Source organism: Corallococcus sp. AB018 (assembly GCF_003986945.1).
GTDB lineage: Bacteria > Myxococcota > Myxococcia > Myxococcales > Myxococcaceae > Corallococcus > Corallococcus exiguus.
Genome location: NZ_RAWR01000022.1, coordinates 1 through 12,314 on the forward strand (window position 1 = coordinate 1; position 12,314 = coordinate 12,314).

The 12,314-nt window shown below is 69.6% G+C and carries 7 protein-coding genes; 4 read left to right on the forward strand and 3 right to left on the reverse strand.

What is annotated here, in order from left to right; translation table 11 throughout:
• The first annotated feature begins 20 nt into the window (after positions 1-20).
• A complete protein-coding gene (locus tag D7Y11_RS07375; protein ID WP_126933355.1) occupies positions 21-1,823 on the forward strand; it encodes an OPT/YSL family transporter in 1,803 nt (600 codons plus the stop codon).
• A gap of 254 nt (positions 1,824-2,077) precedes the next feature.
• Complete coding sequence (gene thrS, locus D7Y11_RS07380; RefSeq protein ID WP_120581383.1) at positions 2,078-3,280, forward strand: threonine--tRNA ligase; 1,203 nt, start codon at positions 2,078-2,080, stop codon at positions 3,278-3,280.
• 71 nt (positions 3,281-3,351) lie between these two features.
• Here the strand turns inward: thrS and D7Y11_RS07385 are convergent, their stop codons facing one another.
• Positions 3,352-3,771, reverse strand: coding sequence for a CBS domain-containing protein (locus tag D7Y11_RS07385; RefSeq protein WP_120581382.1), 420 nt, complete (start codon positions 3,769-3,771; stop codon positions 3,352-3,354).
• Between the two features lie 215 nt (positions 3,772-3,986).
• On the opposite strand from D7Y11_RS07385, the gene msrB reads away from it, so the two are divergent.
• Positions 3,987-4,409, forward strand: a complete 423-nt coding sequence (msrB, locus tag D7Y11_RS07390) for a peptide-methionine (R)-S-oxide reductase MsrB (protein WP_120581381.1) — start codon at positions 3,987-3,989, stop codon at positions 4,407-4,409.
• 97 nt (positions 4,410-4,506) lie between these two features.
• Here the strand turns inward: msrB and D7Y11_RS07395 are convergent, their stop codons facing one another.
• On the reverse strand, positions 4,507-5,928 hold the full coding sequence (locus D7Y11_RS07395; protein ID WP_121754007.1) for a FadR/GntR family transcriptional regulator: 1,422 nt from the start codon (positions 5,926-5,928) through the stop codon (positions 4,507-4,509).
• 561 nt (positions 5,929-6,489) lie between these two features.
• Between D7Y11_RS07395 and D7Y11_RS07400 the strand changes: the two genes are divergently transcribed.
• Entirely contained in the window at positions 6,490-8,382 is a 1,893-nt protein-coding gene (locus D7Y11_RS07400; protein WP_121754014.1) for a glycoside hydrolase family 18 protein, read from the forward strand.
• A gap of 30 nt (positions 8,383-8,412) precedes the next feature.
• Here D7Y11_RS07400 and purL read toward each other — a convergent pair whose 3' ends face one another.
• A complete protein-coding gene (gene purL / locus D7Y11_RS07405) occupies positions 8,413-12,309 on the reverse strand; it encodes a phosphoribosylformylglycinamidine synthase (RefSeq protein ID WP_121754006.1) in 3,897 nt (1,298 codons plus the stop codon).
• Positions 12,310-12,314 lie beyond the last annotated feature (5 nt).

Here is a 12,314-nt window from a genome sequence, read left to right on the forward strand (position 1 = left end):
CGCCAGAGCCTTCCGCCCCCCTGTCCTCCGTGCCCGAAGCCGTGACGCCGCGCTTCCGCTTCCTCCCCGCGGTGGGCACGTGGAAGTACCACCTGCTGCTCGCGTCGGTGGCCATCTTCTTCCTGGGCCCGCTGGGCGGTGTGGCCGCGTCGTACATGAACTTCAGCCTGGGCTTCTTCGTCGCCAGTCAGGTGCTGTCCGGCATCCTCGGCAGCGTCGTCACCTACGGCTACGGCGCGGAGGGCAAGCACGGCGCCAACTACATGCAGACGATGGCCGCGTCGGTGGCCTCGCTGTGCGCCATGTCCGTGCTGATCCAATCCATGGTGTGGCTGGGCATGCCCCAGCCGCCCGCGTGGCAGCTGATGCTCTTCGTGGGGTGCGTGGGCATGTTCGGCGTGGGCGTGGGCATGCTCTACACGCCGCTGCTCGTGGACCGGCTCCAGTTGGACTACCCGTCCGGCTACGCGGTGGCCAACATCCTGCGAGCGCTCACGGACAAGCGCCTGCTCAAGGCCTCCATCGCGAAGCTGGGCGGCGGCACCGGCCTGGGCATCCTGGCCGCGTGGCTCACGGAGAAGGTGGCCGCGGTCGCCGCGCTGAGCGTGAGCAGCTCCACGGTGGGCGCCGGCATGGTGGTGGGCAGCCGCATCACCGTGCCCGCCATGCTCATGGGAATCACCGGCTATGCCATCACGCCCTATCTGCGGAGCATCGGGTGGTTGGGGCCGAGTGATCCGTACCGGAAGATTGGCTTCCTCATCTCGCTGGCGATGATCTGCGGCGCGGCGCTGGTGGACCTGGCGCTGCTCGCGGTGCAGGCGGTGGACCGCATCCGGGGCCGCGCGCAGGCTCCCGCGGACACCGAGCCCGCGTGGAAGAAGGTCAACGTGCCCCGGCTCATCGCCTGGGTGGTGGGCTGGGGCGCGGCCGTCGTCGTGGTGGCCACGCAGGTGCTGCACCAGCCCGCGGGCTTCATCATCTTCGGGCTCGCGCTGTCGCTCCTGTTCGTGCTCATCAACGGCATCGCCTACGGCATCAGCGACAACAACCCCATCTCCAGCGCCTTCGTGATGTCGGTGCTGCTGATGTCGTTGCTCGGCCTGAAGGATCCGCTGGTGGGGCTGATGGCGTCCTCCATCCTGCTCATCTCCACGTCGGTGGGCTGCGACATGCAGCAGGACCGCTCCACCGGGTGGCGCCTTGGAACCAACCGCGTGGTGCAGTTCCGCTACCAGGTGCTGGGCATCTTCATGGGCGCGGTGCTGTGCGTGGTGCTGGCGCGCGTGTTCATGGGCGCGTACCCGGTGCTGTCCGTCAACCAGTTGGATCACCCGGACGTGAAGGTGGGCCAGTGGGGCTCCGCGATGACGTACAAGTTCGTGGGCGCCATCCGCGACCTGGGCACGCTGTCGGCGCACAAGGTGACGGCGCTGCTCGTGGGCCTGTCCATCGGCTTCACGCTGGAGGTCATCCGCAAGGTGGTCCGCCGCCACCCCGCCTACCTGCGCTACGTGCAGGGTTCGCGCACGGGGTTCGGCGTGGGCTGGGCGATGGACTCGCTGGTGCTGGCCAGCCCCTACGCGACCGCGTTCGGCGGCTTCATCGCGCTGCCGGCGACCATCTGGTTCGGCGCGGGCGGCATCCTCACGTCCCTCTTCAACACCGTGTCCAAGCGCTTCCGGCGCGAGCCCGCTCCGGGCGAGGCGGTGCTGCCGGAGGACATGAGCACCATGTCGCTGGTGGGCGGAGGCCTCATCGCGGGCGAGTCGCTCTTCTACCTCTTCGTGGGCCTCGCCGGCCTGCTGGCCCTCTTGGGCTGACGCACCCCGTCCCGGCGCACGACTTGACTTTCCGTGCGCTCGGGAGCACTTCTTGTCCCGTGAACCTCGTCATCAACACCACCGCGACCACGACCACCACCGCTTCGGCGGGCGTGGGTGCGGTGCGCGTGTCGGTGTCCTGACGAGCGCACGGTTTCCCGCCCCGCCGAGTTCCGGCCGGGGCGACCGTGCAACCTCACACGCCCCGTGTCCGGCCCCGGCTGCTTCATCCCGACCGACACACGGAGACGACAATGCTTGATGAACAAGACCACCGCGCGCTGGGCCAGCGTCTGGACCTCTTCCACATGCAGGAGGAGGCCCCGGGCATGGTGTTCTGGCACCCACGCGGACTGAGGTTGTACCGGCTGCTGGAGGAGCACGTCCGCCAGCGCATGCTCGAAGAGGGCTACCGCGAAGTCCGTACGCCGCAGCTGTGCTCCCAGCCACTCTGGGAGCAGAGCGGCCACTGGGAGAACTTCCGCCAGAACATGTTCTGCATGGTGGAAGGCGACCGGCAGCTGGCGTTGAAGCCGGTGAGCTGCCCGGGCCACATCCAGATCGTCCAGCGCATGGCGCCCAGCCACCGCGACCTGCCCCTGCGACTGGGGGAGTTCGGGCTGGTGCACCGCAGCGAGCCCAGCGGCGCGCTGCATGGGCTGTTCCGCCTGCGCCAGTTCACGCAGGACGACGGCCACATCTTCTGCGCGGCGGAGCAGGTGGAGGCGGAAGTGGTCCGCTTCGTGCGCTCGCTCAAGGCGTTCTACGCGGGCTTCGGCTTCGACGACGTGCAGGTGGCCTTCTCCAGCCGTCCGGCGATGCGTGCCGGCGGTGACGCGCTGTGGGACCAGGCGGAGGCGTGGCTCCAGTCCGCGGCGAAGCAGGCGGGCCTCCAGTACGAGGACCAGCCCGGCGAGGGCGCCTTCTACGGGCCCAAGCTGGAGTTCGTGCTGAAGGACCGGCTGGGCCGTGCGTGGCAGTGCGGCACGATCCAACTGGACCTGGTGCTGCCGGAGCGCTTCGACCTGCACTACGTCGGCGCGTCCGGAGAGCGCCTGCGTCCGGTGATGCTTCACCGCGCGCTGTTCGGCAGCCTGGAGCGCTTCATCGGCGTGCTGCTGGAGCACCACGGGGGCGCGCTACCGGCGTGGCTCGCGCCCGAGCAGGTGGTGGTGGCCTCCGTGGGAGCGGGGGCCGCCGCGTACGCGGAGGGACTGGCTGCGCGGCTGCGGCAGGCCGGCTGCCGCGCGCGGGCGGACGTGCGGGACGAGTCGCTGTCGAAGAAGGTCCTGGGCTCGCACGAGGACGGCGTGCCGTTCCTCGCGGTGGTGGGTGGCCGCGAGGTGGAGTCGAAGGGTGTCCGCTTGCGCCAGCGCGACGGTTCCCAGCGCGACCTGCCCTGGGATGACGCCGTGGCGTGGCTGTCCTCCGCGTGCCAACCGGCCGTGGTGGGCTGAGCGTCAGGACATGAAACACCGGCCCGGTGCTCCCTTCCAGCTTGCGAAGGGGGCGCCGGGCCTTCTTGTGGTCAGGAGTAGAGGCTCAAGTATTCCAGCGGCTCGCCGGGCCGCAGCAGCGTGAGAGACTCGGAGGCGACGTCATCCAGGCGGAGGAGCCCCACCGCGTGGTGGTCCGCGTCCACGACCACCAGCCGGTTCAGGTGATGCTCCTCCATCAGCCGCTCGCCGGCCTCCAGCGGCTCGTCCTCCGAGCAGGTAACGAGCGGCGCCGTCATCGCCTCCCGCACAGTGGTGACGTCGGGGTCGTGCCCGTGGACGGTGGAGCACAAGGAGAGCTCCGAGTCAGTGAGCAGGCCCACCACCTGGCCGTGCTCCGTGACGGGCAGCGCGCCCAGGCTGGCGCTGTCCAACCGCTCGGCGGCGGAGCGCAGGCATTCATTCGCGTCGATGGTCTTCACGTCTCTGTGCATCAGCTCTGAAATCCGCATCAGCAGGCCTCCTCGTGGCGCGCACCGCGTCCGGGAGGAGTACAACCGAAGCACGGTGCTCCAAGCCCTGGTCCGCAGGGCCTGCCGTGCCGTGAGGTAGAGAACAAGGCGGCCGGCCGCCCTGCTGCCTGCCTGGTATAGGGTGCGACGCAAAGGCCCACGGTGCATCCAAGGCCGTGCTCCGGGCTCCAGGCCCGAAACGTGGAGGAGGACCCATGGCGGACAAGCTCAATCTTTCCAACGAAGAATGGCGCAAGCGCCTCACCCCCGAGGAATTCCAGGTGCTGCGGCAGCACGGCACCGAGTACCCGGGGAGCGGCTGTTTCCTCGGCACCAAGACGCCGGGTACCTACGTGTGCGCGGGCTGCAACAACCCGCTGTTCAAGGCCGGGACAAAGTTCGAGTCCGGCACGGGCTGGCCGTCCTTCACCCAGACGCTGTCGGAGGACTCCGTCACGGAGATCCGCGACGTGTCGCACGGAATGATTCGCACCGAGGTCCGCTGCGCGCGCTGCGACGGCCACCTGGGTCACGTGTTCCCGGACGGCCCGCCGCCCACGGGGCTGCGCTACTGCATGAACTCCGTGGCGATGAAGCACGTCCCCGAAGGAAGCCCCATCGAGCTGGTCCGGGCCTGATCAGGTCGCCAGAAGTTCGTCGGTACCTCCGCATGCCATCTCAGGGGATGGCATGCGCGAACTTCAGGAGACAGCGGACGCGATGGGCTGTCGTCGCTCACGAAGCATCTGGTCCCAGTGAACGAACCATGGAGCCCCAGAGGCGAGCAGCCCACCGGCCCCAATGAGCCCTGGAGTCCATGAAGCGGCTCGCCCACCTTGCGAACCGCCACGCGGATGAGTCCGAAGAAGCCGGTGGGTGGAGCCTCGGATTGCTGGGGGCCCCTTCCTGAGACACGGCGACAAAACCTGTTCGACAGTCGGGCAGGCTTCCCAAGACCGCGTCCATCACATTCCTACTGACGCACTCTCCACCCTGACCACAGGGCACGAACGTTGGGGCGGCTGGAGGCAACAGTGCCCCACTGTCCGACTCCAAGGGGAAGGACTCGCCATCGGGGCGAGGTACAACCCCAAGAGCCTCGGCGGTTGGAGCGACACAGCAACCGGGGTCACGCGCATCCACGAGGAGGCACACCTCAAGTGCATTGTCCTGCTCAACGGATGACGTCAGGCGGCCAGGTCCGCCCTCTTCAAAGCAGGGACATGCCTCCGGCGCATCGTCCTGCTCGGAGCCGGACGTAAAGCAACCGACGTCCCCCTCCGCGATGCCGGGTTGTGCCCGCAGCATCTCGTCCTGCGCGATGGCTGGCCCAGGGCGACCGACGTCACCCTCCTCGATGCTGAGGTGTGTCCCCAAAGCGTCGTTCTGATGAGTGACTGGTGCACCCTCGTGGGCGCATGGGGCCTCGGGGGACGCAGGTTCCTGGGGCGCGGGGGCGAATGCGTTCAGCACGCGCTCATCGCGCGCCTTCAGCAGCGCTGGCAGCTCATGCTGAAGTGCCTGCACGTCGCGCTCGTTCAGAATCGCCATCGCGCGGAAGGCCCACTCGCGCAGCGCCTCTCCGCCCATGAGCGGCAGCAGTTGGGCGGCTCCTCCCAGGAATGCCCGCTGCAGAGACTGAACAAGGAGCACGTGCCCCGGACGCGCCGCCACCCGCGCCGCATGCCGCAGCAACTCGAACTCCGCCTGCGCGCAGGTTTCCCCCGACTCCCAGCGCGCCGCGTCCTGGAGCTGGTAGCACGTGCTCCCCAGCCGGTCCAGGTCGAGGTCCGAGGCCCTCGCGCAGCAGTCGGCCAGCAGCTCCACCAGCACCTGCCGCTTGAGGCTGAAGTAGCCCTCCAGAAGCCACCGGGCATCCGGGTTGCTCGCGTCATGCAGCGCCAGGCCCAGGTTCTCCAGCGTCAGCGACTCATCCAACGGCACCGCGCGCGTCTTGCGTCCGGGGCGCTGAACCACCAGGCCTCGCGCCGCCAGCCGCCGCAGCGCCTCGCGGATGGTGCCCCGACACACCTCATAGCGGCGCGCCAGCTTCGCTTCGGAGCCGAATTGTCCGCTCGGGTGCAGCCGCCCCAGCGCGATATCGCGCTCGATTTGCGCCTCCACATAGGCCACGAGTCCTCGCCGTTCCATCCCCATCCCCTTCCTCGTCCCAGCATCGCCATCCAACCACAGGGGTCTGACATGGACGTGCGGGCCCACCCTTCTCATTGCCAGCCAGGGGGCACCCTCCGGGCCCGGTCGGAGAAAAACCTGTCCGACTGTCGGACAGGTTTTGAGGCAACCGGTCCCGGGCGGGGCATCTGTCCGTGCCCTACCTTGGTGTTCGCTCACGCATATCGTCGCGCCCCTGTCGGTTCGGCGTGGCCTCAAGCCCATGCGGCGAGATCCGTCCGACTGTCGGACAAGCAAACCGTCCTCGTCACCTGCCGGGTCGGCTCGACCTGGGGACTCGTGCGGCGGAAACCGGTCCGACAGTCGGACAGGTTTTGAGGGAACCGGCCCCGGGCAGAGGCTTCAGTCGGTGCGTCAACCTTGGCGTCCGCGAACTCATGACATCGCGGCCCATCGCGGCGCTCCGGTGGGATCGAGAGCTCACGGAAAACTTCGGGTCGCGGGACTCTTTGACGAACTCATGGCGGCCTGGCTGGTGCCTCGATGCAGGACGCGCCTCCCCTCCCTCTGCGAGGATGGGAGACCATGCGACGACCTCCGGCTGGACTCCGGGTGCTGCTGACCGCGCTCTTGCTGGGCGGTGTTTCCCAGGGGGCTCCCCCTCCGAAAGCAACGTCTCCCACGCAGCCCCTGGTGACGTGGCTCTATCAGGACCGATTGGCCCCGCCCTGGGAGGACCTGACGTGGGCCGGGGCGCACGCGATGAGCGCCACCGTGGCAGGGGCCTCGGGCAGCCACGCCATCACCGTGACGATGGGGCCATGGGAGGCGCTGTACTTCGGCCATCCGGGCTTCGATGTGTCACCGGATGACACGCTGGTGCTGAAGGTAAACGGCGGGAAGGATGGCGCGAACGCGGCGGTGCGCGCGCGCGTCGTCATCGGCTCCGAGCAACCCGTGGGCGTGCCGCTGGGCCCCACTTGCGAGGGCGGCGCCATCCCGGCCCGGAAGTGGACGACCTGCCGCGTGCCCCTGGCGAAGCTGCTGCCTGAAGGCCGCACGCGCATCACGGGCCTGTGGCTCCAGGAGGACAGCGGCAAGACGCTGCCGCCCCTCTCCTTCGACGACATCCGCATCGAGCAGGGCCTCCGGCCAGTGACCCTCACGCTCGAGACGCCTGCGGTCTTCCTGGCTCCGGGCGCCACGCACGCCTTCCGTGCCACCGTGACAAACAGCCCGGACACGGAGGTGGCATGGAGCGTGGAGCCTGGAAACGAACGGGGCTCCATCAGCGCCGCTGGCGTCTACACCGCGCCTCGCAAGCCGGGCACGTACCGGGTGATGGTCCGGAGCAAGGCGGACCCGAGCCAGGTCGCCCAGGCCAGCGTGGTGGTGAGTGCATCCCCAGCCGTGAAGGGTCCGCCGGGCCAGGGTGGCAAGTGGGTGTCGGGCTACTACACGGGCTGGAACGCGGACGACTATCCGCCGGAGAAGGTGGACTTCAGCGCGCTCACGCACATCCTCGTGGGCCGCGTCACTCCGAAGGCGGACGGAACACTGAGCACGAAGTTCGACAACGACCGGGGGCCGGAGATCGCCCGCACGCTGTCGAAGCGCGCGCATGCGGCGGGCCGCAAGGCGCTCATCATGGTGGGCGGATCCGGTGAGCACGACGGCTGGGTGGGCGCCGCGTCCGACGCGAACCGCGCAAAGTTCGTCCGCTCGCTGCTGAAGGCGATGGACGACTTCGGCTACGACGGGCTGGACCTGGACTGGGAGCCCGTGGAGAAGGAGGACCGGCCGAAGCTGCTGGCCCTGGTGAAGGCCCTGCGCGAGGCGCGGCCGAAGATGCTTCTCACCTTCCCCCTCCACTGGATCAACACCAACTTCCCCACTGACGCAGACCCCTGGTTCGCGGAGCTGGCGACGTACTTCGACCAGATGAACCTGATGTCCTACGAGATGATTGGCGCGTGGGACGGCTGGATGTCCTGGCACACGTCCGCGCTGAAGGGCGAACAGGGCCTGCACCCAACGTCCATCGCGTCCAGTCTGGACCTGTGGGTGAAGGCCGGCATCCCCAAGGCGAAGCTGGGCATCGGCATCCCCTTCTATGGCCTCGCGTGGCGCCACATCACCGGGCCCTACCAGCCCTTCACGAACTGGTCCGACTACGTGGGCGGGGACAACTCGTTCACCTACAAGAAGATCCTCCGCTTTTCGAAGCAGGGGAAGTACCAGTGGGACGAGAAGGCCCAGGCCAGTTACGTGACGTTCGCCCCGGACAAGCTCGTGGAGGACGGCACGGTGACGTGGATCTCCTACGACAGCCCGCAAGCCATCGCAGCCAAGGGCGCCTTCGTGAGGCAGGAGGGCTACGGCGGCACCATCATCTGGACGCTCAACCAGGGCTGCACGGACGCGGAGACCGGCGCCAACCCGCTGCTGGACGCGGTGAAGGCGGCCTTCCTCCCGTAGCGGCGAGGAAGGCCCCGTCCCGCGGACGCGTCAGCCCAGGGTGACGCGGGCGTTGCGGAACATGCGCATCCAGGGGCCGTCCTCGCCCCACTCCGCCGGGTGCCAGGAGTGCTGCACGGTGCGGTGCACCCGCTCCGGGTGCGGCATGGTGATGGTGAAGCGCCCGTCCTTCGTGGTGACGCCCGCGATGCCGTGCGGCGAGCCGTTGGGGTTGGCCGGGTACTTCGCCGCCACCTGGCCCCGGTTGTCCACCCAGCGCGTCGTCACCAGGTTGGAGGCGTTGAAGCGCGCGGCGGCCTCCGCGTTGGCGAACTCCGCCCGCCCCTCACCGTGCGACACGACGATGAGCATCCGGCTGCCCTCCATGCCCTTGTAGAAGAGCGACGGCGACGGCGCGATTTCAACAGTGCCCAGGCGGGCCTCGAACTGCTCGGACGCGTTGCGCACGAAGCGTGGCCAGCCTTCCGCGCCGGGGATGAGTTCTCTCAGCTGCGCGAACATCTGGCAGCCGTTGCACGCGCCCAGACCGAAGCTGTCCGGCCGCGCGAAGAACTCCGAGAAGGCGTCGCGCGTGCGCGGGTTGAAGAGGATGGATTTGGCCCACCCGCCGCCCGCGCCCAGCACGTCGCCGTAGCTGAAGCCGCCGCACGCCATCACGCCGTGGAAGTCCTTCAGCGACACGCGGCCCGACAGCAGGTCGCTCATGTGCACGTCCACCGCGGCGAAGCCCGCCCGGGTGAACGCCGCCGCCATCTCCTGCTGGCTGTTGACGCCCTGCTCTCGCAGCACCGCCACGCGCGGCCGGGCCCCCTTGGCGATGTACGCCGCCGCCACGTCCACGACCGGGTCGAACGTGAGCACCGGCGACAGGCCCGGATCCTGCGCGTCGCACTTCGCGGCGTATTCCTCCTCCGCGCAGGTGGGGTTGTCGCGCAGCTTCTGGATTTCGTAGCTCACGCGGGACCAGGTGCGCTTGAGAGCCACCGTCTCCTCCGCGAGCAACTCCCCGCCGCCGTGCCGCACGCGCACCACCTGCTGGGACGTGGGGCGCCCCAGCTCATGGACGTGCGCGCCCAGGCCGTGGCGGGTGAAGGCATCACGCACGCGCGCCACGTCGGACGCGCGCACCTGCACCACCGCGCCCAGTTCCTCGTTGAAGAGGGCCGCCACCGCGTCGCCACCCAGCGGGGCCAGGTCCACGTCCAGGCCGCAGTGGCCCGCGAAGGCCATCTCCGCGAGCGTGGCCCAGAGACCGCCGTCGGAACGGTCGTGGTACGCGAGCAGCACGCCCGCCGCATGGAGCTCCTGCACCGCGGAGAAGAAGCCCTTCAGGGCCGCCGCGTCATCCACGTCCGGGCACTCCGGGCCCACCTGCTGGTGCACCTGCGCCAGTACGGACGCGCCCAGCCGCTGCCGGCCCTTCGCCACGTCCAGCAGCAACAGGCGAGTGTCCCCTGCCACGTCCACCGGCTGCGGCGTCAGCGTGACGCGCGCGTCCAGCACCGGAGCGAACGCGGTGATGATGAGCGACAAGGGCGCCGTCACCGCCTTCTTCTGGCCGTCCTCCTGCCACTGCGTGCGCATGGACATGGAGTCCTTGCCCACCGGGATGGCGATGCCCAGCGCGGGGCACAGCTCCATGCCCACCGCGTGCACGGCGGCGTAGAGGTTCGCGTCCTCGCCGGGGCTGCCCGCCGCCGCCATCCAGTTCGCGGAGAGCTTCACGTCCGACAGCTTCCCGATGCGCGCCGCCGCCAGGTTGGTGAGCGCCTCGCCCACCGCCATGCGCGCGGAGGCCGCCGCGTCCACCAGCGCCACCGGCGTGCGCTCGCCGAGCGCCATCGCCTCGCCCGTGTTGGACATCAGCGACGACAGCGTCACCGCACAGTCCGCCACCGGCACCTGCCACGGCCCCACCATCTGGTCACGCGCGGTGTGTCCGCCCACGGAGCGGTCGCCAATGGTGATGAGGAACGACTTGTCCGCCACCGTCGGGTGCGACAGCACCGCGTGCGCCGCGGCTTTCAAATCGGACGGGATGCTCAGCGGAGCGTGCCTCAGGGGGCGCGACGCGAACTCGCGGTGCATGCGCGGCGCCTTGCCGAAGAGGACGTCCATGGGCAGCGCGATGGGCGTGTCCCCCAGCTCGCGGTCCGTGAGCGTGAGCACCTGCTCCGCCGTGGCTTCGCCCAGCACGGCGAAGGGGGCGCGCTCGCGCTCGCACAGCGCGGCGAAGCGCGCCAGGTCCTCTGGCGCAACGCCCAGCACGTAGCGCTCCTGCGCCTCGTTGCACCAGATTTCCACCGGGGACATGCCCGGCTCGTCGTTGGGCACTTCCCGCAGCTCCAGCCGGCCGCCCAGGTCGTTGTCGTGCGCCAGCTCCGGCAGCGCGTTGGACAGGCCGCCCGCGCCCACGTCGTGGATGGAGCGCAGGGGGTTCTGGTCGCCCAGCATCCAGCACTGGTCGATGACCTCCTGGCAGCGGCGCTCCATCTCCGCGTTGTCCCGCTGCACGGAGGCGAAATCGAGGTCCGCCGCGCTCGCGCCCTGCGCCATGGAGGACGCCGCACCGCCGCCCAGACCGATGAGCATCGCCGGGCCGCCCAGCACGATGAGCTTGTCGCCCGCGCGCAGCAGGGCCTTCTTCACGTGGCCCGCGCGGATGTTGCCCAGGCCGCCCGCCAGCATGATGGGCTTGTGGTAGCCGCGCACCTCCACTCCCTCCGGCGTGGGCACGTGCTGCTCGAAGCTGCGGAAGTAGCCGGTGAGGTTGGGCCGGCCGAACTCGTTGTTGAACGCGGCGCCGCCCAGCGGGCCGTCCACCATGATGTCCAGCGCGGACACGATGCGGTCCGGCTTGCCGTAGGCCAGCTCCCACGGCCGCGCGTAGTCCGGCAGGCGCAGGTGGCTGACGGAGAAGCCGGTGAGCCCCGCCTTGGGCTTCGCGCCGCGCCCGGTGGCGCCCTCGTCGCGGATTTCACCGCCCGCGCCCGTGGCCGCGCCCGGGTACGGCGAGATGGCGGTGGGATGGTTGTGCGTCTCCACCTTCATCATGATGTGGGCCGGCTCGCGCACGGTGCCCCACTCGCGCGCTTCGCCCTGGGGGAAGAAGCGCTCCACCTCGAAGCCCTCGATGACGGCGGCGTTGTCCTTGTACGCGGACAGCACGCCGCCCGGGCTCTGGGCGTAGGTGTTCTTGATGGCCTGGAACAGCGAACGCTCGCGCGGCTCGCCATCCACCGTCCACGACGCGTTGAAGATTTTGTGGCGGCAGTGCTCGCTGTTCGCCTGCGCGAACATCATCAACTCCACGTCGGTGGGGTTGCGCTGGAGCTCCGTGAAGCGCGCCACCAGGTAGTCGATTTCGTCCTCCGCCAGCGCCAGGCCCAGCTCGCCGTTGGCCTTCGCCAGCGCCGCGCGGCCTCCGCCCAGCACGTCCACGCGCGTGAGCGGCCGGGGCGAGTCCGTGCGGAACAGCACCTCCGCGTCCTCCAGCCGGGGCAGCACCGCCTGCGTCATCCGGTCGTGCAGCACCGCCTGCACGCCCTCCGCCTCGTTCGCGTCCAGCTCCCGGCCACCGGGGCCGGTGAGGAAGAACGCGATGCCGCGCTCCATGCGGCGCACCTGCGTGAGGCCACAGTGGTGCGCGATGTCCGTAGCCTTGGAGGCCCAGGGAGACACCGTGCCCGGACGCGGCACCACCAGGAGCAGCGTGCCCATGCGCTCGCGCTTCGCCGTGTGGGGGCCGTACTCCAGCAGGCGCCCCAGCCGCTCCGCCTCGTCCTGCGTCAGCGCCGCCGACGTGTCCGCGAAGTGCACGAACTCCGAGTAGAGGGTGGCCACCGACGGCACCCGCTCCCGGCAACGGACGAGCAGCTTGGCGAGCCTGAATTCGGAGAGGGCCGGAGCCCCGCGCAGCGTGAGCATGAAGG

Coding starts and splice junctions, on each gene's coding strand:
- D7Y11_RS07395 (WP_121754007.1), bottom strand. CDS start 5,928: ATGGGGATGGAACGGCGAGGACTCGTGGCCTATGTGGAGGCGCAAATC.
- msrB (WP_120581381.1), top strand. CDS start 3,987: ATGGCGGACAAGCTCAATCTTTCCAACGAAGAATGGCGCAAGCGCCTC.
- thrS (WP_120581383.1), top strand. CDS start 2,078: ATGCTTGATGAACAAGACCACCGCGCGCTGGGCCAGCGTCTGGACCTC.
- D7Y11_RS07400 (WP_121754014.1), top strand. CDS start 6,490: ATGCGACGACCTCCGGCTGGACTCCGGGTGCTGCTGACCGCGCTCTTG.
- purL (WP_121754006.1), bottom strand. CDS start 12,309: ATGCTCACGCTGCGCGGGGCTCCGGCCCTCTCCGAATTCAGGCTCGCC.
- D7Y11_RS07385 (WP_120581382.1), bottom strand. CDS start 3,771: ATGCGGATTTCAGAGCTGATGCACAGAGACGTGAAGACCATCGACGCG.